The 22802-nt window shown below is 63.8% G+C and carries 23 protein-coding genes; 16 read left to right on the top strand and 7 right to left on the bottom strand.

Annotated elements, in window-relative coordinates; all coding sequences use genetic code 11:
• Positions 1-59 precede the first annotated feature (59 nt).
• The 6 genes from E8M79_RS00355 (at position 60) to E8M79_RS00330 (ending at position 6417) form a co-directional block, all read left to right on the top strand.
• Positions 60-2426: an aldehyde dehydrogenase family protein gene (locus E8M79_RS00355; protein ID WP_137149945.1), complete on the top strand. Its 2367-nt coding sequence runs from the start codon at positions 60-62 to the stop codon at positions 2424-2426.
• Between the two features lie 2 nt (positions 2427-2428).
• On the top strand, positions 2429-2728 hold the full coding sequence (locus tag E8M79_RS00350) for a hypothetical protein (RefSeq protein ID WP_171015646.1): 300 nt from the start codon (positions 2429-2431) through the stop codon (positions 2726-2728).
• Positions 2729-4063 carry a thymidine phosphorylase gene (gene deoA / locus E8M79_RS00345; protein ID WP_137149944.1) on the top strand — a complete coding sequence of 445 codons (1335 nt, stop codon included), beginning with the start codon at positions 2729-2731 and terminating at the stop codon, positions 4061-4063. It abuts the gene before it with no gap.
• A gap of 3 nt (positions 4064-4066) precedes the next feature.
• Positions 4067-5284: a phosphopentomutase gene (locus E8M79_RS00340; protein ID WP_137149943.1), complete on the top strand. Its 1218-nt coding sequence runs from the start codon at positions 4067-4069 to the stop codon at positions 5282-5284.
• Positions 5285-5299: 15 nt separating this feature from the next.
• On the top strand, positions 5300-5929 hold the full coding sequence (upp, locus tag E8M79_RS00335; RefSeq protein WP_137149942.1) for a uracil phosphoribosyltransferase: 630 nt from the start codon (positions 5300-5302) through the stop codon (positions 5927-5929).
• Positions 5930-6021: 92 nt separating this feature from the next.
• On the top strand, positions 6022-6417 hold the full coding sequence (locus tag E8M79_RS00330; RefSeq protein WP_137149941.1) for a VOC family protein: 396 nt from the start codon (positions 6022-6024) through the stop codon (positions 6415-6417).
• Positions 6418-6456: 39 nt separating this feature from the next.
• On the opposite strand, the gene E8M79_RS00325 is transcribed toward E8M79_RS00330, so the two are convergent.
• The 4 genes from E8M79_RS00325 to E8M79_RS00310 form a co-directional block, all read right to left on the bottom strand.
• The gene (locus tag E8M79_RS00325; RefSeq protein ID WP_137149940.1) at positions 6457-7077 is read right to left on the bottom strand and encodes an HAD family phosphatase; all 621 of its coding nucleotides are present in this window, start codon (positions 7075-7077) and stop codon (positions 6457-6459) included.
• A gap of 114 nt (positions 7078-7191) precedes the next feature.
• Complete coding sequence (locus tag E8M79_RS00320) at positions 7192-7764, bottom strand: TadE/TadG family type IV pilus assembly protein (protein WP_171015645.1); 573 nt, start codon at positions 7762-7764, stop codon at positions 7192-7194.
• Positions 7764-8330: a TadE/TadG family type IV pilus assembly protein gene (locus E8M79_RS00315; protein ID WP_137149938.1), complete on the bottom strand. Its 567-nt coding sequence runs from the start codon at positions 8328-8330 to the stop codon at positions 7764-7766. The genes E8M79_RS00320 and E8M79_RS00315 overlap by 1 nt, the downstream gene beginning before the upstream one ends.
• A gap of 121 nt (positions 8331-8451) precedes the next feature.
• Positions 8452-8907 (bottom strand): pilus assembly protein N-terminal domain-containing protein, encoded by a 456-nt coding sequence (locus tag E8M79_RS00310; RefSeq protein ID WP_171015644.1) that lies wholly within the window; start codon positions 8905-8907, stop codon positions 8452-8454.
• A gap of 392 nt (positions 8908-9299) precedes the next feature.
• On the opposite strand from E8M79_RS00310, the gene E8M79_RS00305 reads away from it, so the two are divergent.
• The 8 genes from E8M79_RS00305 (at position 9300) to E8M79_RS00270 (ending at position 17607) form a co-directional block, all read left to right on the top strand.
• On the top strand, positions 9300-9482 hold the full coding sequence (locus E8M79_RS00305) for a Flp family type IVb pilin (protein WP_137149936.1): 183 nt from the start codon (positions 9300-9302) through the stop codon (positions 9480-9482).
• Positions 9483-9599: 117 nt separating this feature from the next.
• Positions 9600-10124 (top strand): prepilin peptidase, encoded by a 525-nt coding sequence (locus E8M79_RS00300; RefSeq protein ID WP_248304845.1) that lies wholly within the window; start codon positions 9600-9602, stop codon positions 10122-10124.
• Between the two features lie 167 nt (positions 10125-10291).
• Positions 10292-11266 carry a Flp pilus assembly protein CpaB gene (cpaB, locus tag E8M79_RS00295; RefSeq protein WP_137149935.1) on the top strand — a complete coding sequence of 325 codons (975 nt, stop codon included), beginning with the start codon at positions 10292-10294 and terminating at the stop codon, positions 11264-11266.
• 97 nt (positions 11267-11363) lie between these two features.
• On the top strand, positions 11364-12686 hold the full coding sequence (locus tag E8M79_RS00290; RefSeq protein WP_171015643.1) for a type II and III secretion system protein family protein: 1323 nt from the start codon (positions 11364-11366) through the stop codon (positions 12684-12686).
• A gap of 119 nt (positions 12687-12805) precedes the next feature.
• Positions 12806-14077 carry an AAA family ATPase gene (locus E8M79_RS00285; protein WP_137149933.1) on the top strand — a complete coding sequence of 424 codons (1272 nt, stop codon included), beginning with the start codon at positions 12806-12808 and terminating at the stop codon, positions 14075-14077.
• Positions 14078-14111: 34 nt separating this feature from the next.
• A complete protein-coding gene (locus tag E8M79_RS00280; RefSeq protein ID WP_205747849.1) occupies positions 14112-15605 on the top strand; it encodes a CpaF family protein in 1494 nt (497 codons plus the stop codon).
• The gene (locus E8M79_RS00275) at positions 15606-16583 is read left to right on the top strand and encodes a type II secretion system F family protein (RefSeq protein ID WP_137149932.1); all 978 of its coding nucleotides are present in this window, start codon (positions 15606-15608) and stop codon (positions 16581-16583) included.
• Positions 16584-16602: 19 nt separating this feature from the next.
• Complete coding sequence (locus tag E8M79_RS00270) at positions 16603-17607, top strand: type II secretion system F family protein (RefSeq protein ID WP_137149931.1); 1005 nt, start codon at positions 16603-16605, stop codon at positions 17605-17607.
• Between the two features lie 71 nt (positions 17608-17678).
• On the opposite strand, the gene E8M79_RS00265 is transcribed toward E8M79_RS00270, so the two are convergent.
• Positions 17679-18449, bottom strand: a complete 771-nt coding sequence (locus E8M79_RS00265; RefSeq protein WP_171015642.1) for a tetratricopeptide repeat protein — start codon at positions 18447-18449, stop codon at positions 17679-17681.
• Between the two features lie 196 nt (positions 18450-18645).
• Between E8M79_RS00265 and E8M79_RS00260 the strand changes: the two genes are divergently transcribed.
• Both E8M79_RS00260 and E8M79_RS00255 read left to right on the top strand, forming a co-directional pair.
• Complete coding sequence (locus E8M79_RS00260; protein WP_137149929.1) at positions 18646-19989, top strand: leucyl aminopeptidase family protein; 1344 nt, start codon at positions 18646-18648, stop codon at positions 19987-19989.
• Between the two features lie 57 nt (positions 19990-20046).
• Complete coding sequence (locus tag E8M79_RS00255; RefSeq protein ID WP_137149928.1) at positions 20047-20970, top strand: helix-turn-helix domain-containing GNAT family N-acetyltransferase; 924 nt, start codon at positions 20047-20049, stop codon at positions 20968-20970.
• 10 nt (positions 20971-20980) lie between these two features.
• Here the strand turns inward: E8M79_RS00255 and E8M79_RS00250 are convergent, their stop codons facing one another.
• A complete protein-coding gene (locus tag E8M79_RS00250; RefSeq protein WP_137149927.1) occupies positions 20981-21919 on the bottom strand; it encodes a glyoxylate/hydroxypyruvate reductase A in 939 nt (312 codons plus the stop codon).
• A 77-nt stretch (positions 21920-21996) separates the two neighbouring features.
• Complete coding sequence (locus E8M79_RS00245) at positions 21997-22761, bottom strand: cytochrome c family protein (RefSeq protein WP_137149926.1); 765 nt, start codon at positions 22759-22761, stop codon at positions 21997-21999.
• Positions 22762-22802 lie beyond the last annotated feature (41 nt).

Raw genomic sequence — 22802 nt, 5'->3', positions numbered from 1 at the left:
TGCGGGAGAAAGTGCCCGGGGGCGGATGAGGGGGGCGCCTGACGGCGCAGGAGAACCAGATGAACAAGATCGCGCAAATCTTCGAAAGTCTCGATTACGGCCCGGCCCCCGAGGGTCCCGAGCAGGCCAATGCCTGGCTCGATAGCCATGGCCGCGCCTTTGGTCATTTCATCGATGGCGCCTTCACCAAGCCGGGCAAGACCTTCGCCAGCGACAATCCTGCGACGGGCGAGACCCTGGCGCAGATCAGCCATGGCACCGCCGATGACGTCAACGCGGCGGTCAAGGCTGCGCGCACGGCCTTCAAGGGCTGGAGTGCGCTGTCGGGCTATGAGCGCGGCAAATATCTCTATGCCATCGCCCGCGCCATCCAGAAGCATGCGCGCCTGTTCGCCGTGCTTGAGACCATGGACAATGGCAAGCCGATCCGCGAAAGCCGCGATGTCGATATTCCGCTCGTCGCGCGCCATTTTTACCACCACGCCGGCTGGGCGCAGCACCTCAGCCGCGAATTCCCCGGCGCCGTGCCCTATGGCGTCTGCGGCCAGATCATTCCGTGGAACTTCCCGCTGCTCATGCTGGCCTGGAAGATCGCGCCGGCCCTCGCCGCCGGCAACACGGTGGTGCTCAAGCCCGCCGAATTCACCTCGCTGACCGCGCTGCTCTTCGCCGAGATTTGCGACCGCATTGGCCTGCCCAAGGGCGTGGTCAATATCGTCACCGGCGAGGGCGACACCGGCCAGGCCATCGTCGCCCATGATGGCATCGACAAGATCGCCTTCACCGGTTCCACCGAAGTGGGCAAGGCCATCCGTGCCGCCACTGCCGGTACGGGCAAGGGCCTCAGCCTCGAGCTGGGCGGCAAGAGCCCCTATATCGTCTTTGAAGATGCCGATATCGACAGCGCCATCGAAGGCCTGGTCGACGCCATCTGGTTCAACCAGGGCCAGGTCTGCTGCGCCGGCTCGCGCCTTTTGGTGCAGGAGAGCATTGAGGAGCGCTTCATTGCCAAGCTCAAGCTGCGCATGGCGAGCCTGCGCGTCGGCGATCCGCTCGACAAATCCATAGACATTGGCGCCCTGGTCGCCCCGGTGCAGGTCGAACGCATCCGCGACCTGATGAAGCGCGGCGTTGCCGAAGGCGCAGACATCTATGAGGCCGATGGTCAGTTGCCGGCCAAGGGCTGCTTCCTCAAGCCGGCGCTGGTCACCCATGTCTCGCCCGCCAATACGCTTGTCGCCGAGGAAATCTTCGGGCCCGTGCTGGTCGCCATGAGCTTCCGCACGCCCGAAGAGGCGGTGGCGCTGGCCAACAACACCAAATATGGCCTCGCCGCCACCATCTGGAGCGAAAACATCAATCTGGCGCTCGACATCGCCCCGCAGATCAAGGCCGGCGTGGTCTGGATCAATGGCACCAATAATTTCGACGCCGCCGTCGGCTTTGGTGGCTACAAGGAATCCGGCTATGGCCGTGAAGGCGGCCGCGAGGGCATGAGCGCCTATCTCAAGCCCGCCTGGGAAAAGGACCTCAAGCCCGCCCCCGCTGCCAAGCCCGTGGCGGCCAAGCCGGCCAATCCGCTCGACACCGGCCATCTCGATCAGACGGCCAAGATGTATGTCGGCGGCAAGCAGGCTCGCCCGGACAGCGCCTATTCCCGCGCCGTGCTCGATCCGTCCGGCAGGCTGGTCGGCGAAGTCGGCGAGGGCAATCGCAAGGACATTCGCAATGCCGTCGAGGCGGCCCGGGCAGCGCTCGGCTGGTCCACCACGGCAGCGCATAGCCGCGCGCAGATCCTCTATTTCCTGGCCGAAAACCTCGACTATCGCCGCGATGAATTTGCTGCCCGCATCAAGGCGCAAACGGGTCACGACGGCGCCGAGGAAGTCGCGCTTTCCGTCGAACGCCTCTTTGCCTTTGCCGGCTGGGCCGACAAATATGATGGCGCCGTGCACAATCCGCCGCTACGCGCCGTCGCCGCCGCCATGGTCGAGCCGCTGGGCGTGATGGGCATTGTGGCGCCGCCAAGCCGGCCGCTGCTCGGCTCGATCGCGCTGATCGCCCCGGCCCTGGCCATGGGCAATACCGTGGTGCTGGTGCCATCGGCGCAGTCGCCGCTCTCGGTCACCGACCTCTATCAGGTCATCGAAACCTCCGACGTGCCCTCTGGCGTGATCAATATCGTCACCGGCGACAGCGTGGCTCTGGCCAAGACGCTGGCCGAGCACGATGGTGTCGATGGGCTGTGGTTTGCCGGCAATGCCGAGGCCTCGGCCATGGTCGAGAAGGCCTCGATCAGCAATCTCAAGCAGACCTGGACCAGCCGCGGTCTCTACTACGACCTGGCCGACCGGCGCTTCGAGGGCGACTATTTCCTGGCCAAGGCAACGCAGGTCAAGAACGTGTGGATCCCATACGGAGCCTGAGCATGGACGACAAGCTGACGGTGGAGAACGTCGGGCAGCCCGGCAAGACCTATCGCGTCGACGCCGCCAAATACCAGGCCATGCGCAGCGCCATGCTCAAGGTCTTGCCGCAGCAGGCGCCTGGCATGGCAGTCGCCGAGGTGATCGCCGCCGTCCGACCGCATATGCCCGATGCGCTGTTTCCGGGTGGAGACACCGCCGGCTGGTGGGTCAAATGCGTCCAACTCGACCTGGAAGCCAAGCGCGTCATTGCCCGCACGCCTTCACCCGTCAGGCTCTATTGCCTGCAGTCAGGACACTGAATGGTCTTTCTCCCCCAGGAAGTCATCGCCAGAAAACGCGACGGCAAGATGCTGTCCGAGGCCGAGATCGCCGCCTTCATCGATGGATTCACCCATGGCACGGTCTCCCATGCCCAGGCCGCAGCCTTTGCCATGGCGGTCTATTTCCAGGATATGACCATGCCCGAGCGCGTGGCGCTGACCCTGGCCATGCGCGACAGCGGCGACGTGCTCGACTGGTCCGATCTCGATGGTCCGGTGGCCGACAAGCATTCCACCGGCGGCGTCGGCGACAATGTCAGCCTGATGCTGGCGCCGATCCTGGCCGCCATGGGCATCTATGTGCCGATGATCTCGGGTCGGGGCCTTGGCCACACCGGCGGCACGCTCGATAAGTTCGACGCCATTCCCGGCTACCAGACCCAGCCCGACAATGCCCTGTTCCGCCAGGTGGTGCGCCAGGCCGGCTGCGCCATCATCGGCCAGACCGCCAATCTGGCCCCGGCCGACAAGGCGCTCTATGCCATTCGCGATGTCACCGGCACGGTGGAATCCATTCCGCTGATCACCGCCTCCATTCTCTCCAAGAAATTGGCCGCAGGGTTGGGCGCGCTGGTGCTCGACGTCAAGACCGGCTCGGGCGCTTTCATGCCGACGCTCGACGCGTCGCGCGCGCTGGCCGAGAGCCTGGTGTCTGTCGCCAATGGCGCCGGCCTCAAGACCGGCGCGCTGATCACCGATATGAACGAGCCACTGGCCAGCGCTGCCGGCAATGGGCTTGAGGTGCGCAATGCCGTCGACTTCCTCACCGGTCGCCACCAGGACGCCCGGCTCAAGGAGGTGACGCTGGCGCTCTGCGCCGTGGTCGCTGAGATGACTGGCACGGCGGCTACGCTCGAGGCCGGGCGGCTGCTGGCCGAAGCCGCGCTCGACAGCGGTCGCGCCGCCGAGCGCTTCTCGGTCATGGTGCATGCCCTGGGTGGCCCGGGCGACTTCGTCGACAATATGGACGCCCATCTGGCGCCGGCGCCGATCATCCGCGACGTCTTTGCCGACTCCGAAGGCCCGGTGGCCGAGATCGATACGCGCGGCGTCGGCATGGCCGTGGTCGCCCTGGGCGGCGGACGCACCATGCCCAGCGACAGCATCGATCATCGCGTCGGCTTTGACCGTCTTGCAGGCCTGGGCACCGCGCTCGACCGCACCCGCCCCATCGCCCGCATCCATGCCCGCGACGAAGACAGCGCCAAAGATGCCGAACGGCGCCTCAAGGCCGCCTATCGCCTGGGCGGCGCCGCCACCGTCCATGCCCTGATTGCCGACAGCGTGGTGCCCCTGGCGCCACAGAAAGCCTGAACCATGCCCCGCGCCATACTCTGCATTCTCGATAGTGTCGGTATCGGCGGCGCGCCTGACGCTGCCAGCTATGGTGATGTCGGTGCCAATACCGTGGGCCATATCGCGCAATGGGCAGCGGCCGGCAAAGCCGATCGGGACGGCCTGCGCGCCGGCCCGTTGCAACTGCCCAATCTGGATGCCATGGGCATGGGGGCCGCCATTGCCCTGTCGAGCGGTGCCGTGCCGCCAGGCCTGTCCGGTACGCCCACCGGCGGACGCTTTGGCGTGGGTCGTGAGGTTAGCCGCGGCAAGGATACGCCATCGGGCCATTGGGAGATCGCCGGCGTGCCGGTGCCCTTCGATTGGGGCTATTTTCCCCAGACCGAGCCCAGTTTCCCGCCCGATCTGATCGCCGAATTCGTCAAACGCGCCAGGCTCCCCGGCATATTGGGCGACAAGCACGCCTCGGGCACCGATATCATCGCTGCCTTGGGCGAGGAGCATATCCGCACCGGCAAGCCCATCTGCTACACCTCCATCGACTCGGTGTTCCAGATCGCCGCGCATGAGAGCCATTTCGGGCTCGATCGGCTCTATGAGATCTGCCAGATCGCCTTTGAGCTTACTGCGCCGCTGATGATCGGCCGGGTGATTGCCCGGCCCTTCGTGGGCGAGAACCCAGCCAGCTTCAAGCGCACCGGCAATCGCCGCGACTTCGCCATTGCCCCGCCCGAGCCGACGCTGCTCGACCGCAATGCCACAGCCGGCCACCAGGTCTATGCCATCGGCAAGATTTCGGACATTTATGCCGGCCATGGCGTGACCCACAAGATCAAGGGCACGGGCCTGGCCCAGCTGTTCGACAAGACGCTGGACGCCATGGCGATGGCGGCCGACAACGCCTTCATCATGACCAATTTCGTCGATTTCGACAGCGAGTACGGCCATCGCCGTGACGTGCCCGGCTATGCCGCGGCGCTGGAGTTCTTCGATGCGCAACTGCCCCGGATCATCGCCGCCATGCGGCAGGACGATCTGCTGGTGCTCACGGCCGATCATGGCAATGATCCGACCTGGCCGGGGTCAGATCACACCCGCGAACAGGTGCCAATCCTGGTGTTTTCCCCAAGCCTGGCCTCTGGAGAGATTGGCATTCGCCCCACCTTCGCTGATATAGGTGAAAGCATAGCCCATTGGCTGGGCCTGGCGCCCGGACGCCACGGCAAGTCCTTTCTCTGAACCACGGGTGTTTTCATGAGCAACGTCACCGTCATCGATCACCCGCTGATCCAGCACAAGCTGACCATCATGCGCAACAAGGAGACCTCCATCGCCGGCTTCCGCCGGCTGCTGCGCGAGATCGCCCATCTGATGTGCTATGAAGTGACGCGCGATCTCGAACTCGAGATGATCCCCATCGAGACGCCGATGTCGCAGATGGATAGCCCCGCCATCAAGGGCAAGAAACTGGTGTTCGCCTCCATCCTGCGCGCCGGCAATGGCCTGCTCGATGGCATGCTCGACCTGGTGCCCGCCGCCCGCGTGGCCCATATCGGCATCTATCGCGACCATGAGACGCTTGAGCCGGTGGAATACTACTTCAAGGCCCCCAGCCAGCTCGAGGACCGCCTGATTATCGTGGTCGACCCCATGCTGGCCACCGGCAATTCGGCCACCGCTGCCATTGAAAAGCTCAAGGAACGCGGTGCCAACAACATCCGCTTCCTGTGCCTGCTGGCCGCGCCCGAGGGCATTGCCAATTTCTCGGCTGCCCATCCGGACGTGCCGGTGTTCACGGCCGCCATCGACAGCCATCTCAATGAAAAGGGCTATATCGTCCCCGGCCTGGGCGACGCCGGCGACCGCATGTACGGCACCAAGTAGCGGTCGTCCCGCGCGCGGCGCGCTCCGGACGGGCGCACGGTGCGCGGGCTGCCGCGCTATGCGCCTCCCGATCCAACAACAGGCGGAACACCATGGCCAAGTTTGTCCATTCCATGCTGCGCGTGCTCGACGAGGCGCGCTCGATCGATTTCTACACCCGCGCCTTCGGCCTGCGCATTGCCGACCGGCTGGTGTTCGCCGATTTCACGCTGATCTATCTGCTGGCCGACGGCGGCAGCTTTGAGCTCGAACTCACCATCAATCACGGCCGCACCGAGCCCTATGCGCTGGGCGACGGCTACGGCCATCTGGCCGTTGTGGTGGATGATCTCGATGCCGAGCATGCCCGGCTGTCTGACCTGGGCCTCGCGCCCGGCCGGCTCATCGACTTCAAGAACGGCGATGTGCCTGTCGGCCGGTTCTTCTTCATCACCGACCCCGATGGCTACAAGATCGAAGTTATCCAGCAGGGCGGCCGCTTCCGCTAAGCCGTCCTGCCCGAAGGTCTGGGGGTCAACCGCGCTGGCTTACTTGGCCTTGAGCGGCAGGCCCAGGGCGATCAGTTCCTTGCGCAGCATCACCGGATCCTTGAAGTGGATGCCGTGCATGCCGAACTTGCGGGCCGAGATGATATTGGGCTCGCTGTCGTCGATGAACACGCAGTTCTCGGCGGCAATGCCATAGCGCTCGCAGAACACGCGGTAGAGCCGCGGATCTGGCTTGACCAGGCCTTCCAGGCCCGAGACCACCACGCCGTCGAACTTTTCCAGGAATGGCCATTCGCCCAGGCAGCTCACCCATTTCTCCCACGAGAAATTGGTGATGGCAAAGGTCGGGATCTCCTGCTCGATCAGCTCGTCATGGATGTCGATCGTGCCCTGGATGAAGCCGCCCAGCGTTTCCTTCCAGCGCAGGTCAAACGCCTGGATCTCGCGCCAGTATTTGGGGAAGCGGGTGATCAGCTTGGCCACGCCTTCCGAGTAGATCTCGCCGGCGTCAAATTCCAGGTTCCAGTCCAGCGTGCAGATATTCTGCTGGAACCAGACCGCGTCCTCCTCGCTGTCGAACAGCTTGCGGAACAGGTACATCGGGTTCCAGTCGACGAACACGCCGCCAAGATCGAACACGGGGACGAGTGTATCGGACATAATGCTATTGCCGCATGAAAGAGGGATCGTGCGCGGCTTTTGACATGGGGCCGGTGGCGACGCAAGCCTGCCACGCGCAGGGCTGCCACGTCGATGTGCCCGCCGCGTCTTAGGCTATTTCAGCGCGATCTTCTCGCGGAAGCGCGGGATGAAGAAGTTCTGCCGATACAGCGTCACCTTGTCCTTGAACACGATGCCATAGAGCGGCGGATAGCTGTACTGGCTCTCGGCCACGATGACGTAAAGGCCCTTGGAGATCGAGACCACGTCGGCAGGCAGCGTATAGGTCGCCCCCACGGGATGTTGACCGGTGGACACCAGCGTCTGGTCCACGAAGCGCTTGGACCAGTCCACCTTGGCGGTGCCATTGCTGTCGACATAGACCTGGCTGACGATCTGTTCGAGCGGCGCAACCGGATAGGGCGTCATCATGCCGCCGGCCACCCGCACATAATCCTCCAGCGTCGACTGGGCGATTTCGCCGTCCGAGCGGGACACCAGATCGCCCACGGCGCCCGACACCGACTGCACCTTGCGGTCCATGGCGATCAAGGTGCTGCCTTCCATCATGCCAATGTAGAGCAGCAGCATGATCGGCAGGATCAGTGCGAACTCCACCGCAGCCACCCCGCTGCGCTCGCTGGCAAAGCGGCCGATCCAGCGCCGCACGGCGTCACGCGGGCGCATCAATAGGGCTCGTTTCGGAAGACGGTGGACGCTGAGAGCAGGCGCTTGCTGTCCGGCAGATTGGCCAGCGACAGCCCGCCCAGGTTCAGGATGATGGGCCATTTGTAATAGACCTGCACCAGCATGATGCTCGATCCGGTGCCGGCGGTATAATCCTCGTTGCGCGTCCAGCCACAGTTGGTTGTGCAGGCATCATCAATCGGCGCAGATATGCTGGCAGACGCAAAGTCCGAGATGGTTTTGACCTCGACATGCAGGCCGCTGCAATCGGAGAACAGGCCATAGAGCCGACTGCACACCGCGTTGCGGAAGCCGGCGGCATCGGTAATGGTGGTCTTTGCCGTACCGGTACGGACCATGCGGCTGGTGTCGGCCACGGCGCTGTCGAGGAACTGGCTGGCCAGAAACACCACCGAGGTCTCCAGGATGGCGCCCACGATCATGAAGAAGGGCAGGGCGAGCAGGCCCATCTCCACAGCAGTGGCGCCGCTCTGATCGCGGTTGAAGCCGCGCCAACGACGCGGCAGCACAGCTCGACTGATCAGCGTTGCGACGGTGATGGCCATCAATGCCCCTTTGCAAGAGCACTCAGTTTATCTGGACATGGCTAATCGAGTGTTATGGCCACCTGCGCTGCGATGGTGGATTTTAGGCTTGGTTAGCAGGGGGTTAATGCCAGGGGGGCTGTCAGTTGCCCATGTTGCTGACGATCTGCGAGGACGCCATCGCGCGGCCCGAGAAGTTCGGATCATCGCCCATGGTTATGGTGTCCTGGCAGATAGGGGCGCAGGACAATGTCGTGCGCGACTGGCCCTGATAGACCGTGGTCAGGCCCGCCTGCATCTGGATGACCTCGATCAGCGTATCGGCGATCGGATTGCCTGCGGCATCGAGCACGATCAGATTGGTCTGGCCATAGCTCTTGCCGGTCAGGATCAACGTCTGCGGATCCTGGATGGTCACATCGGCAATGCCGGGATTGCCCACGATCACTGTCGCCGCCGCGGCGTTGATGCGCAGGATGCGGGCCATGTTGACGTTCACATTGATTGGCGCGCCATCCACCGCCCAGGCGGGGGGCGCCATGAGCAGGGGGGCAATAACAAGGCCAGCGGCTGCAATGGCGACAAGGAAACGACGCATGGGAATGTTCCGGCGAGACGGGAAACGCATGCGCACCATTTTCTGCGCGAATGGTGAAGAATTGGCAAACGCTGCTTGATCGCGAAATTTTCGAATTCAGCTAGACAAAAATTGAATCAATGTGGAATAATTCAGTGAGATTGCCGAGCTGGCGCGGATTCTGAAGTATATGACGGTATTTACGAACTGATAACCATAATGTATAGTTAATTCTGTGGTTAGTATTTGCTGGTTAATTACTTGTGCTGCAGCGTGTGTGCGTTTGTTGTGCTTTTGCACTAATCTCGATTAACTCCTTGTCAATAACTTGGGCATAGCCTCGCTTTCATGTTCGATGTCTCACGTGTCGAACGATGGCGTCACCATGTGGCGTATTTTAATGGAGCCTGGGAATGAACCTCTTCACACGTTTCGCGCAGGACGAGTCCGGCGCGACTGCTATCGAGTACGGCCTGATCGCCGCTCTGATCTCTGTCGGCATCATCGTTGCCGCTTCTGCTCTGGGCAACAGCCTGAGCAACCTGTTTACCGGCATCTCCGGCAAGCTGAACAACTCGACCACCGGCAAGCTCTAATCGAGCCGCTGAGCGTCATAAAAGGCAGGGACCGCGCCAGTGGTCCCTGCCTTTCTTTTTTGTTAACCCTTCGCCAGCACTATCGCGCGCAAATGCGGCGCGACCTCTGACTTGAGAATGGACTTGGTGACTATGGGCTTTTTGGCAACCCTGGCCCTGTTCATATTTCCCTTGGGCATGGCTCTGTCGGCCGCTTCAGACCTGCTGACCATGACCATTCCCAACAAGCTCGTGCTGGCGCTGCTCGCCGGCTACTTCTTGGTTGCACTCCCTGTTGGCGTGCCGCTGGAGGAGATCGGCTTTAGCCTGCTGGTCGCCATGGCAGTGCTGCTGGTTGGATTCGTTTTCTTCGCCCGCGGCTGGATCGGTGGCGGCGACGCCAAGCTGGCTGCGGTGACCACGCTCTGGCTCGGCCTGCATCTCACTGTGCCCTATCTGGTCTATGCCGCCTTCGGTGGCGGCATCCTCACCCTGGCGATCCTGGCGCTGCGGCGCATGCCGCTGATCCCCCTGATCTCTCGCTTCCGCTGGCTTGAGCGGCTGCATGATCGCAACAGCGGCGTGCCCTATGGTATTGCCCTGGCCATGTCGGGCCTGCTGACCTATTCGAGCTCCACCATCTTTGAACGCCTGACGGCCTGAACAGGGTCGCGGCACGCCAGCACGGCTGCCGCCTTTCGCAAATCGCGAGAATTCACAACTTGTTAACCCAAGTTCAAAAGCATCGATTAACCAAACTTTGACCCTTTGAGTCCAAAGTTCCCCCGGTGGAGTTGGGCCTGTGCGCCCCAGTGTAACCGGAGTGAGTCATGAAGCCGGCCCGGATGATATTGTTGCTGGTTGCCCTCGTCGCTGGCGGGCTGGCAGCATTTCTGGTCACGCGTGGCGGCGATCCGGTCACCAATACCCAGGTGATCACCGAAGTCGTTCCCGAGAACAAGACCCAGGTGCTGGTCGCCAAGGCCCCCATCGGCATGGGCGAACGACTGTCGCCCGAGACAGTGGAGTGGTTGGACTGGCCTGAGGGCGCGCTGCGCACCGACTATGTCACCATCTCCGCCATGCCCGAGGCCCCCGCCAAGCTGGCCGGCGCGGTAGCGCGCTTTGAATTCTTCCCCGGTGAACCCATCCGCGAAGCCAAGCTGGTGCGCTCCGACCAGGGTTATCTGTCTGCGGTCCTGTCCGAGGGCATGCGCGGCGTTTCTGTCGGCGTCAGCGCCGTCTCGAGCGCGGGCGGCTTCATCGTACCCAATGACCATGTCGATGTGGTTCTGACCAGCCAGTCCGAACTGGGCTCCCGCTCGGAGGTCGTGCTGGCCAATGTGCGCATCCTGGCCATTGGCAAGCGGCTGGGGCAGGTGGGCGTCAGCGGCGGCCAGACTGAAGAGGACGTGGCGGCGGGCGCCACCCCTGCGGCAGTGACCTTTGACGATGTCGCTATCGCCACCCTTGAGCTCGACCCGGGCCAGGCTGAAACCCTGATCAACGCCTCCACGCGTGGCCAGCTTTCGTTGACCCTGCGCTCGGTCGCCGATTTTTCCGCCGACGCCACCGTCGCCCAGCAGGCCAGCAACCAGACCGTGCGCGTGTTCCGCTTCGGTCGCGAACAGAGCGTGCTCTCGGGCAATCCCAGCCAGACCGAGGCCATGACACCGTCCGCCCCGGCGCCGGTTGTAACGCCGGTGGCTGTCACGTCAAACACAACCACGAACCAATTGCCTGCGGTGTCTGCCCCCGCGTCTGATCCGGCGCCAGCCGCTCAGAATGGCAATGTGCCCATGTAGGGTGGAGAAGACCATGAACCCGTTTCTGAACATTCTCCCTCGCCGCGCTCAGCTCCGCCTGGGCGCACCGATACTCGGGCTGCTCACAGCATGCGCCATGCTGGGGACCCAGCCAGTGCTCGCCCAGGAGACCCATCTGTCGGTTACCGCTGCAGCCTATGGCGCTACGCGGCAGGTCAAGGTGGACGTCAACACCACCATGCTGGTTGACCTGCCGGCCGGAGCAGCCGAGGTGATTGTCAGCCAGCCAGCGGTGGCCGCCGCAATCATGCGCACCCGCACGCGCGCCATCGTCCAGGGCGTCGCGGGCGGCAAGACCAACATCTTCTTCCTCGACGACCAGGGCCGCACCATAGCTGTACTCGATGTGGTCGTGGATGAACCCGAATCCGGCATGGGGCGTTCGCTGGAGGCCGCGCTGGCACGCGTGATCCCGGGCTCGAATATCAAGGTTGAAGCCGTCACAGGCAGCAACACCGACAACATCACACACTTCCTGCTTACCGGCACAGTGCTCACCGCCGAGGACAAGTCGATCGCCGAACAACTGGCGTCCGACCTCTCGGGAGGAGAACCGCGCGGCAGCCTCATCCAAGTGATCGGGCCGCAGCAGGTCATGCTGCAGGTCACCGTCTCCGAGGTGAAGCGCGATGTGGCCAAGCAGTTTGGTATCAATCTGTCTGGCACGCTGAGCGTCGGCTCCACCAACCTCAGCTTCAACAATGCCACGACCACAGGCACCAATGGCGCTGCGGGCACCTTCGGCCTGGGCAATCTGCAGATCAACGCGGCTATCCGCGCGCTCGAAACCCGTGGTGCCCTGCGCATCCTGGCCCAGCCGACGTTGACCGCCATTTCCGGCCAGCCCGCAAAATTCCTCGCTGGTGGCGAATTGCCCTATGCTGTGATCGATCCCACAACCCAGCAGCGCACGGTAATCTTCAAGCCCTATGGCGTGGAGCTGGCCTTCACCCCCGTGGTCAAGTCCAATGGTACCATTGCGCTCGCGGTGGACACCTCGGTGTCTGATCCACAGACCGACGGCTCGCTGACCAAACGCCAGGCCAATACCTCGGTTGAGCTTGCAGCCGGGACCACTTTGGCCATCGGCGGCCTGCTGCAGGAAACCACCCGCCAGCAGATCAACCAGCTGCCGGGCCTGGGCAATATTCCCATCCTGGGCGCGCTGTTCCGCTCCCGCGATTTCCAGACCCAGCAGACCGAACTGGTCATTCTGGTCACGCCTTATCTGGTGCAGCCGAGCTCGGCCAATGCCATTCCCGTGCCCACGGACGGCTCGACCGTGGCCAGCGACGCCGAGGCGATTTTCCTGGGCCGGATGGAAAACATGTACGGCGTGGCCGGCAGCGGGGAAATCCGCGGCTCCATCAAGGGCTCGGTCGGCTTCGTTCTCGACTAGCTGGGGCCACGCGGCGTGGCCCGGCACGATATTGGGCATCGGAGCCCGCAGGCAGGCATCATCTGCTGCAGCGGGATCCAGGGGCGGTTTGCCGGCCCCGACGAAGGAGTTTAGGTTCGATGAGTTTTCTGACCCCTGATACCAAAAAGGCCGAAGAGCCGGCGGCTGAGATTTCGTCGGGCGCGCGGCTGATCCCGCGCATCACGATCCAGGCCTTTTGCGAGCATTCCCAGACCGCCCAGCTGGTGGAGAGCGCGATCCATGATCGCCGCATGTCCAAGGTGGCCCTGACCACCCACAATGGCGGCATCGATGGCGCGGTGGAGACCTACAAGTCCAACCCGACACCCAATCTGATCATCGTTGAGTCCACCGCCTCGCCGGAAGCCCTGCCGGGCGAACTGGAGCGCCTGGCCGAGGTCTGCGACGCCACCACGCGCGTCGTCGTGCTGGGCCATGTCAACGACGTGCTGCTCTATCGCGAGCTGATCCGCTCGGGCATCTCCGAATATATCGTGTTGCCGGCGACGGCCGGCCAGATCGTCTCGGCCATTACCGAACTGTTCGCATCCGAAAATGCCGCCCCCATCGGGCGCACGGTGGGCTTTGTGTCCGCCAAAGGCGGCGCTGGCGGCTCCACCATCGCGCACAATGTCAGCTGGGCCATCGCCACCGCCCTGCGCCAGGACAGCCTGATCCTGGATATGGACCTGGCCTTCGGCACCGCCGGGCTCAACTTCAACCAGGATCCGCCCCATGGCCTGGCCGATGCGCTGAATGTCAACCAGAAGGTCGACCAGACCATGCTGGACCGGCTGATGAGCAAGGCGGCCAACCACATCAACCTGCTCACCGCGCCGGTGATGCTCGACCGCACCTATGATTTCGAGGAACGCCAGTTCGAGCAGATCATCGAGCTGTGCCAGAATTCGATGCCGGTGGTTGTGCTCGATATTCCCCATGCCTGGAATGCCTGGGTACGCCAGACCCTGGCGACCATCGACGAGGTGGTGATCGTCGCCGAGCCTGACTTGGCCAATCTGCGCAATGCCAAGAACCTGGCGGACACCATCAAGTCGCTGCGGCCGACCGAGCGGGCGCCCTTGCTGGTGCTCAACAAGGTCGGTGTGCCGCGCCGCCCCGAGATCAATTCGGCCGAGTTTGCGACCTCGGTGGAATGCGAGCTGGCTGGACAGATCCAGTTCGATGCGGCGCTGTTCGGCACGGCGGCCAACAATGGCCAAATGATCGCCGAGGTGGCCGCCAACAACAAGATCAACGAGGTGTTCCGCGCCATTGGCATGCGCGTGACTGGTCGTCAGACCAGCCATGCCGGCCAGCGTCCGGCCAGCCTGATCAAGCTCCCCTCGTTTCTCAAGAAGCTGGCATGACCGCGCCCAGGCGGCCTGAAACGGTAGGATAACCATGTTCGGCAAACGCGTAACTTTTGGCGGCAACACACCGGGCGTTGGTGAGGCAGCGCGTCCCGTGCAGAGCCCGCCGCGCCCCGCCGCCCCAGCAGCCCCGTCGCGCCGCGCCAGCGATGCCGACGGCATGGCGGCGCGCATTCGCACGCCCGAAGACGTGGTCGATGTGCGTGCCCCCGCTGAGGCCCAGCGCGACAAGGAATACTTCCAGACCAAATCGGCGATCTTCAACGCGCTGATCGACAGCATCGACCTCAGCCAGCTCGCCACCATGGAGCAGGTGGCAGCGCGCGAGGAAATCCGCGACATCGTCGCCGAGATCATCGCGCTCAAATCCATCATCATGTCCATCTCCGAGCAGGAAGACCTGCTCGAGGACATCTGCAACGACGTGCTGGGTTATGGCCCGCTGGAGCCGCTGCTGGCGCGCGACGACATCGCCGACATCATGGTGAACGGCAGCCAGAAGTGCTACATCGAAGTGGGCGGCAAGGTGCGGCTCACCAATGTCCGCTTCCGCGACGACGCCCATCTGATGAATGTGTGCCAGCGCATCGTCAGCCAGGTCGGCCGCCGTGTGGACGAGAGCTCGCCCATCTGCGACGCCCGCCTGCCCGATGGCTCGCGCGTCAACGTCATTGCGCCGCCGCTGTCGCTCGACGGCGCCACGCTCACCATCCGAAAGTTCAAAAAGGACAAGCTGACGCTCCAGCAGCTGGTCAAATACAATTCCATTTCGCCCGAAGGCGCCGAGGTGCTCCGCATCCTGGGCCGCGTGCGTGCGAATGTGCTGATCTCGGGCGGCACCGGCTCGGGCAAGACCACGCTGCTCAACTGCCTGACCGGCTTCATCGAGAAGGATGAGCGCGTCATCACCTGCGAGGACTCCGCGGAACTTCAGCTGCAGCAGCCGCATGTGGTGCGTCTTGAAACCCGCCCGCCCAATCTGGAAGGCGAAGGCGAGATCACCATGCGTGATCTGATCAAGAACTGCCTGCGCATGCGTCCCGAACGCATCATCGTGGGCGAAGTGCGCGGACCGGAAAGCTTTGACCTGCTGCAGGCCATGAACACCGGTCACGACGGCTCCATGGGCACGCTGCACGCCAACAGCCCGCGCGAGGCCCTCAGCCGTCTGGAATCGATGATCACCATGGGTGGCTATTCGCTGCCCAGCCGCACCATCCGCGAGATGATCACCTCGTCCATCGACGTGGTGGTACAGGCTGCCCGCCTGCGCGACGGCTCGCGCCGCATCACCCACATCACCGAGGTGCTGGGCATGGAAGGCGATGTCATCGTGACGCAGGACATCTTCCTCTATGACATCATGGGGGAAGACGCCAATGGCATGCTGATCGGTCGCCACCGTTCGACCGGTATCACCAAGCCCAAGTTCGCCGAGCGCGCGCGCTACTACAACGAGGAAAGCAATCTCGTCGAGGCGCTCGAAAAGTCCAACGTCGAACAGCGCGAACTCCTGGATTCCTAAATGCTCGGTCCGCTCCTCATCGCTCTTCTGGCCATGCTGTTCGTCGGTGCGCTGGGTTTTGCCCTGGTGCCCTCGGCCATGGGCAGCGGACGGGCGGACAAGCGCCGCAAAGCCTTCCAGGGCGATGTGCGGGTCAACCGGCTCGAGGTCGATTCCACCCGCCTGCGCGATCAGCGGCGCAAGGAAGTGCAGCGCGCGCTCAAGGCGCAGTCGGACGCGCTGAACACCAAAAAGCGCATCACCCTGCCGCAACTGCTGTTCCAGGCCGGCATGACCATCAAACCCGCCGCCTTTATCCGCAACAGCATCATCTTCGGCGTCGTGCTGCTGGCCGTACTGGTCGTGGTGCAGGTGCCGATCTATTTCGCGCCCATTTTTGCTGTGGCCGGCGCCTATCTGTTGCCGCGCATGTATGTCAGCCGCAAGCGCAAGCAGTATCAGGCCCGGTTCCTGGACGAATTGCCCAACGCCGTTGAAGCCATCGTGCGCGGCGTCAAGACCGGCCTGCCGCTCAACGATTCCATTCGTGTGGTGGCCAAGGACGCCAAGGAGCCGGTGAAATCCGAATTCGGCCGCGTGCTCGATCAGCAGGCCTTCGGCATGACCATGACTGAGGCCGTCACCGTGCTCCTTGATCGTGTGCCGCTGCCCGAGGTCAATTTCTTCGTCGTCGTCATCACCGTGCAGCAGCAGGCCGGCGGCAATCTCAGCGAAGCTCTGAGCAATCTGGCCAAGGTGCTGCGCAATCGCAAGAAGATGAAGCAGAAGATCAAGGCCATGTCCTCCGAAGCCAAGGCCTCGGCCGGCATCATCGGCTCGCTGCCCTTCATCGTGGCCATTCTGGTCAGCGTGTTTTCGCCCAGCTATCTGGCGCCGTTGTTCTTTACGCCCCTGGGCAACCTGTTTCTGGGTGGCGCCGGGATCATGCTGGCCACTGGCGTGTTCATCATGAGCAAGATGGTCAAATTCGACTTCTAGCCGGAAAGGAGCGCCTGCCATGAACCTGATCGAACTGCTCACAAGCCGGGAATTCCTGATCGCTGTGCTGGCGGCCGTCTCGGCTGCGGCCGTGGTGTTTACCTTTGGCTCGAGCTTTATCGTCAAGTCGCAGATGCAGGACCGCATCAAGCGGGTGGCGCTGGAGCGCGAAAAGCTGCGCGCCGAGGAAATGGCGCGCCTGCGCGGTGGCAATGCGGTGGCGGCCCAGGGGCGCGGCATCCGGCGCGGCACAGAAACCAAGACCTATATGCGCAACATCGTGGAGCGCTTCGACCTGCGCAAAGCCTTCCAGGACGACGCCACGGTGGACAAGCTGGCCATGGCTGGCTTTCGCGGGCAGGGGCACCTCACCACATTCCTGTTCATGCGCCTGGCGACGCCGATCGGCGTCTTCCTGGCTTCGGCCTTCTATCTGCTGGTCATGGCCCCGGCTGATCGCCCGCTCTATCTCAACCTCACCTATGCCGTTGGCCTGGGCCTGGTGGGGTCCTTCCTTCCCAATCTGATGCTCAAGAACAGCATCACCAAGCGCCAGTTTTCGATCCGCCGCGCCTGGCCCGATTGCCTGGACCTGCTGCTGCTGTGCGTGGAGGCCGGCATGTCGGTGGAACACGCCTTCAAGCGCGTGGCCAAGGAGATTGGCGCCCAGAGCGCTGAACTGGCCGAGGAGCTGACGCTGACCACGGCCGAGCTGGCGTTTCTGGAAGACCGCAGCCGGGCCTATGACAATTTCTCGCGCCGCTCCGGGCTCGATGGCGTCAAATCGGTGATGACTGCGCTGATCCAGGCCGACCGCTACGGCACCTCGGTGGGCCAGGCCCTGCGTGTGATGGCTGAAGAAGGCCGCGAGCAGCGCATGATGGAGGCCGAGAAGAAGGCCGCCGCCCTGCCGCCCAAGCTGACCGTGCCGCTGATCGTGTTCTTCCTGCCAGTGCTGTTCATCGTCATCATCTCGCCAGCCATGATCCAGGTCTTCGGGCCAGGCGGCGTGATGAACCGCTAGGCGGACACGCCAACAACAAAAGAGGCGCTGCTTTCGGGCAGCGCCTTTTCTTTGTGCGGTGTTGAGGAGGGCTAGCCCTTGGCGATCACATCCCAGCGGTTCTGCTGGGTCAGCAGCGCCTTTACATAGGCCATGTTGTTTTCCACCTGCTCGGGTGGCAGCTCGGCGGCATAGATGGCCCGGCATTCATCGAACCGGCCCTGCAGGCCCACGATCAGCGCCAGGTTCTGCCGGATCTGGCTGGTCGCGCCACGCATCTGCACGGCGCGGCGCAGATGCTGCTCGGCTGCCACCAGCTCATTGGTCATGGCATAGCTCAGCCCGATATTGGCCTCGACCGACGCCTCGCCCGGCGCGATGGTCAGCGCCTGGGCATAGATCTGGCGGGCCTCGTCATTGCGGCCCATCTGGTCGAGCGTGGCGCCCTTGACCAGCAGCGCATTCCAGTCCGGCACATCGGGCCGGATCACATTGTCGAGCACCGACAGCGACTGCTCGAAGCGGCCATCAGCGGTGAGCGCCTTGGCATAGGCCACCGCGATATCGACATCCTTGGGATAATAGCTGATGCCCACTTCGAGCACCGCCACGGCCTGGCCGCTCTGGCCGGCGGCACGCAGGGCAGCCGCGAAATGGATCAGGGTAACCTTGTCCTTGGGATTGGCCTTGTAGCGTGCACCCAATTCGGCAACGGTCTGCAGGCCCTGGCCGGCCGAGACGCCGGAGTAGTCGGGCGAGGGCATGCTGCCCCGGTTGGAGGCGCAGGCGCTGAGCGCCAGCGCCGCGACACTTGCCAGCAGCAGGCTGCGCATCCAGGTGTGTCGGGCTTTGGGCAAAGTCACGGTCAACTCCCAGGGCGCGAGCATGGCGGGCAGGTCAGTGCTCCGACGGTCGCGCGACAGACTTTTGGGTCATCGACCCCATGGCTTTGGAATAAATCATTAACCCTAACACCGCGTTAAAGCCCGCTGCACCGCAGTTGCCGGGCCGCAGGGGGCTCGCTACAAGCGGGGGCACGCCAGCCATCCGGAGAGTCCCATGTCCGCCGCCTTGCCCATCATCTGTGTGCCCGAAAATGGCGTCGCGAGCGCCGGGCTGACGCCGCAGCAGATGGGCTGGGCCGAGGCCAATGGCTTTGCCGGCCAGCGCGGCCGATTGCTGGCTTTGCCCGATGCAGAGGCTGGCCTCAGCGGCTATCTCTTCGGCACCGGGCCAGCCGAAGATCGGCCCACGCTGGTGTTAGGCCTTGCCGCCGCGGCGCTCCCGGCAGGCAATTATGAACTGGCGGGGGCATATGGCGACCCCACCCTGGCAGCGCTGGCCTTCCGCCTGGGCGCCTATCGCTTTGACCGCTATCGCGCGGTCAAGCCTGCCCCGACCCTGGTCCTGCCGCCAGGCGCGGACGCCGATGAAGTCGAGCGCCTGCTTGCAGCCGCAACCATTGCGCGCGATCTGATCAACACCCCGGCCAATGACCTGGGCCCCGACGCTTTCGAGGCCTTCATCCAGACTTTCGCCGCAGACCGGGGCATGGCGATCACCGTGACGCGCGGCGACGATTTGCTGGCGCAGGGCTTTCCCATGATCCACGCCGTCGGCCGCGCTGCCGCCGAGGCGCCGCGCCTGATCGACCTGAGTTGGGGCGACCCCAGCCATCCCAAGGTGACCCTGGTCGGCAAGGGCGTGACCTTTGACACCGGTGGCCTCGATATCAAGCCGTCCTCGGGCATGCTGATCATGAAGAAGGACATGGGCGGCGCGGCCAATGTGCTGGGCCTGGCCCATGCCATTGTCGCGGCCGGGCTCAAGCTGCGCCTGCGGGTGCTGATCCCCATCGTCGAAAACGCCATCTCCGCCTCGGCCTTTCGCCCCGGCGATATCCTGCGCTCGCGCAAGGGCCTGACTGTCGAGATCGGCAATACCGATGCCGAGGGCCGGTTGATCCTGGCCGACGCCCTGGCCCTGGCCGACGAGGAGAGTCCGGACCTACTGCTCGATATGGCCACGCTCACCGGCGCGGCCCGCGTCGCCCTGGGGCCCGAACTGCCCCCGCTCTACAGCACGGACGACGCGCTCGCCGGTGCCTTGATGGCGTCGGGCCTGCGCAGCGACGATCCGCTGTGGCATATGCCCCTGTGGTCGCCCTATGACGCCATGATGAGCTCCAAGATTGCCGATGTGAACAATGCCGGCACCGGCGGCTTTGCCGGCTCGGTCACGGCGGCACTGTTCCTGCGCCGCTTCGTCAGCAATGCCAAAAGCTGGGTGCATCTGGATATCTATGGCTGGGCGCCCGACGCCCGTGCCGGTCGCAGCCAGGGCGGCACCGATCAGGGCATCCGTGCGGTCTATGGCCTGCTCAAGCAGCGCTATCCCAGATAGTTGACTAAAGCAACTAACTCGTTGATCATGTCAAGCATTCGCTTTGGGTGATGGCCGATGACTGACCAGCAGATTGCCGATATTCGCGCTTTCAACCGCTTCTACACCAAGCAGATTGGCCTGCTTGAAGAGCATTTCGCCGATGGGCCGCTCAGCCTGCCCGAGGCGCGGGTGCTCTACGAGATCGACGCCCGCGGACACGTTACCGGCAGCGACTTGTTCCACGAACTGCGGATGGATCGCGGCTATCTGAGCCGCATGCTGGCCAAATTCGTCGATGCCGGTCTGACCGCAGTATCGCCCACCCCGGGCGACCGGCGCAGCAATACCATTGCGCTCACCGCCGATGGCGACCTCATCGTCGAGCGTCTCAACCGACGTTCCGACGACGCCGTAGCCGACCTGGTCTATCGCCTCAGTCCGTCCCAGAAGGGCGAATTGGTCGATGCCATGCGCACGGTCCGCCGTCTGCTGGGCGATGCGTCGCTGTCCCGGGGCCCGGTGGTCATCCGTGGCCACCGGCTGGGTGAACTGGGCTGGCTCGTCCACCGGCAGGGCCTTGTCTACAATGAGCAATTTGGCTGGAATATCGAGTTTGAGGCGCTGATCGCCGCGATCTATTCACAGTTCCAGTTTGCCCCGGATGCGCCGCCCAAACAGCTGTGGGTCGCCGAGCAGGATGGCGCCATTGTCGGGTCGATCTTTGTCATGCCGTCCGATGGGCTGCCCGGTTCAGCCCAGTTGCGCATGCTCTATGTCGAACCGGCCGCGCGCGGGCAGGGAGTCGGCGCCGCGCTGGTCGGCCAGGCCGTCAGCTTCGCCAGGCAAAGCGGCTATCAGCGGATGCGGCTCTGGACCCATGCCAACCAGACCTCCGCACGCAAGCTCTACGCTGGCGCCGGCTTCGAAATCGTCGAGACCATGCCCGAGCACAATTTCGGCAAGGACCTTGATGGCGAGATCTGGGAGCTGGCGCTTTAGGTCAGCAAGCTCAGTAGCCGCGAGCGCGATCGACAACATTGATCAGCGGCGCTCCGGCCTCGTGATCCCGAATGATTTGGCTGAAATAGGCGACGCCGCTGGTTTCAGAACTGATCGCCGCAATATGGGGCGTGATGTAGCAGTTCTCGATATCCCACAGCGGGCTATCCTGCGGCAGCGGCTCGGTCTCGAACACATCCAGGCTCGCCGCGCCCAGCGTCCCATCCTGGAGCGCAGCCACGATATCGGTCTCGCGCTGGTGTCCGCCGCGCGCCGCATTGACGATCACCGGCCCGCCCGCCAGCCGGTCGCGCCGCAGCTTGCGGAACGTTTCCATGTTGAGAATGCCAGCCGTCTCCGGCGTCAGCGGCAGCAGATTGACCAGAATGTCGGTGCCGGCGAGGAAGTCGTCAAAGGCTGCGGCGCCGACAAAGCCGGTGACGCCCTCGATCTGCTTGAGTGTGCGGCTCCAGCTGCGCAGGTCAAACCCCAGCGGCAACAGCCGCCGCACCGCATCCTGCCCCAGCACGCCCATACCCATGATGCCCACCGTGCTTTCTGAGGCCGCCGGCGGATAGAGCTGGCTCCAGCGCCGCGCCATCTGGTCGGCCCGGAAGCGGGTATAGAGCCGGTGGTGCATGGTCACATGGGCCACCACATAATCGCTCATGCGCTGGCTGAGATCGGAATCCACAAAGCGCACGATCGGCGCTGCGGGCAGTGCCGGGTGCTTGAGCAGGGCATCCACGCCCGCCCCCAGTGACAGAATGGCCTTGAGCCCGGTGATCCCGTCAAAGGCATCGGCCTTGGGCTTCCACACGAACATGTAGCGCACCTCGCGCGGGTCGAAGTCATCGCCGCGCCGCACCACGCGATAGCCGCCCAGCGCCTGGCGCAGCTTTGTCGCCCAGCTGGCTTCATCGACATCGGACAGGTGCAGCAGCAGCATGATCGGTCTCCTCAAACAAAAAAGAGCCGCGCCATATTCGGGCGCGGCTCTGAAATCGGTTCAGGCGATGAAACGCCCTATTGAGCCGTCGTCGCCGCCGGAGCAGCCTCGGTGGCGGCAGCCGGTGCGGCTTCGGTGGTTGCCGCAGGAGCCGCTTCGGTGGTGGCGGCAGGTGCTTCGGCTGCCGGGGCGGCTGCGGCAGGCGCAGCCTCGGCCGGTGCAGCAGCCGGTGCTGCGGCGTCAGCCGCAGGGGCAGCTTCGGCCGCCGGAGCCGCTTCAGCAGCCGGTGCTGCTTCGGCGGTCGGGAACGGCACCGGAGTGGCCGACAGGGTCTGCAGATAGGCCAGGATATCGGCGCGCTCTTCAGCCGTGCGAATACCGGCGAAATTCATCTTGGTGCCCTTCACATAGGCACTCGGCTTGGTCAGGAACGCATTGAGGTTCTCATAGGTCCAGACGTCGCCATTGGCATTGTGCTCTTTCATGCCATCGGAATAGGCGAAATCGGCAACGCTGCCCTCGGGGCGACCGACCACGTCATACAGATGCGGACCCTGCTTGTTGGGCTCGCCCTCGCCGAAATTGTGGCAGGACTGGCACTTCTTGACGTCATTGGCGCCCTTGGCCGGATCGGCGCTGGCCAGCAGCACGGCCAGCGGCACTTCGGCCGGGGCTTCGGTGGCGGCACCAGCATCGGCCACTTCGGGCTCGGGCAGGGCATAGCCCGGGCCACGGCCTTCAATGGGGTGGTACACTGCCTCGGCGACGAAGCCGACACCCATGACAAACAGTAGAGTGCCCAGAACGGCGCCCATGATCTTGTTTAGTTCGAACGAATCCATTTGGTCTCTCTGCCAGTCCATCCCGCCAGGACGATAGCCGA

The sequence above is a fragment of the Devosia sp. FKR38 genome (assembly GCF_005222805.1).
Lineage (GTDB): Bacteria > Pseudomonadota > Alphaproteobacteria > Rhizobiales > Devosiaceae > Devosia.
Note: the sequence above shows the minus strand (reverse complement) of the source record. Positions and strands in the feature narration are given on the sequence as shown.

Coding starts and splice junctions, on each gene's coding strand:
- E8M79_RS00355 (WP_137149945.1), top strand. CDS start 60: ATGAACAAGATCGCGCAAATCTTCGAAAGTCTCGATTACGGCCCGGCC.
- E8M79_RS00350 (WP_171015646.1), top strand. CDS start 2,429: ATGGACGACAAGCTGACGGTGGAGAACGTCGGGCAGCCCGGCAAGACC.
- deoA (WP_137149944.1), top strand. CDS start 2,729: ATGGTCTTTCTCCCCCAGGAAGTCATCGCCAGAAAACGCGACGGCAAG.
- E8M79_RS00340 (WP_137149943.1), top strand. CDS start 4,067: ATGCCCCGCGCCATACTCTGCATTCTCGATAGTGTCGGTATCGGCGGC.
- upp (WP_137149942.1), top strand. CDS start 5,300: ATGAGCAACGTCACCGTCATCGATCACCCGCTGATCCAGCACAAGCTG.
- E8M79_RS00330 (WP_137149941.1), top strand. CDS start 6,022: ATGGCCAAGTTTGTCCATTCCATGCTGCGCGTGCTCGACGAGGCGCGC.
- E8M79_RS00325 (WP_137149940.1), bottom strand. CDS start 7,077: ATGTCCGATACACTCGTCCCCGTGTTCGATCTTGGCGGCGTGTTCGTC.
- E8M79_RS00320 (WP_171015645.1), bottom strand. CDS start 7,764: ATGCGCCCGCGTGACGCCGTGCGGCGCTGGATCGGCCGCTTTGCCAGC.
- E8M79_RS00315 (WP_137149938.1), bottom strand. CDS start 8,330: ATGGCCATCACCGTCGCAACGCTGATCAGTCGAGCTGTGCTGCCGCGT.
- E8M79_RS00310 (WP_171015644.1), bottom strand. CDS start 8,907: ATGCGTCGTTTCCTTGTCGCCATTGCAGCCGCTGGCCTTGTTATTGCC.
- E8M79_RS00305 (WP_137149936.1), top strand. CDS start 9,300: ATGAACCTCTTCACACGTTTCGCGCAGGACGAGTCCGGCGCGACTGCT.
- E8M79_RS00300 (WP_248304845.1), top strand. CDS start 9,600: ATGGACTTGGTGACTATGGGCTTTTTGGCAACCCTGGCCCTGTTCATA.
- cpaB (WP_137149935.1), top strand. CDS start 10,292: ATGAAGCCGGCCCGGATGATATTGTTGCTGGTTGCCCTCGTCGCTGGC.
- E8M79_RS00290 (WP_171015643.1), top strand. CDS start 11,364: ATGCTGGGGACCCAGCCAGTGCTCGCCCAGGAGACCCATCTGTCGGTT.
- E8M79_RS00285 (WP_137149933.1), top strand. CDS start 12,806: ATGAGTTTTCTGACCCCTGATACCAAAAAGGCCGAAGAGCCGGCGGCT.
- E8M79_RS00280 (WP_205747849.1), top strand. CDS start 14,112: ATGTTCGGCAAACGCGTAACTTTTGGCGGCAACACACCGGGCGTTGGT.
- E8M79_RS00275 (WP_137149932.1), top strand. CDS start 15,606: ATGCTCGGTCCGCTCCTCATCGCTCTTCTGGCCATGCTGTTCGTCGGT.
- E8M79_RS00270 (WP_137149931.1), top strand. CDS start 16,603: ATGAACCTGATCGAACTGCTCACAAGCCGGGAATTCCTGATCGCTGTG.
- E8M79_RS00260 (WP_137149929.1), top strand. CDS start 18,646: ATGTCCGCCGCCTTGCCCATCATCTGTGTGCCCGAAAATGGCGTCGCG.
- E8M79_RS00255 (WP_137149928.1), top strand. CDS start 20,047: ATGACTGACCAGCAGATTGCCGATATTCGCGCTTTCAACCGCTTCTAC.
- E8M79_RS00250 (WP_137149927.1), bottom strand. CDS start 21,919: ATGCTGCTGCTGCACCTGTCCGATGTCGATGAAGCCAGCTGGGCGACA.
- E8M79_RS00245 (WP_137149926.1), bottom strand. CDS start 22,761: ATGGATTCGTTCGAACTAAACAAGATCATGGGCGCCGTTCTGGGCACT.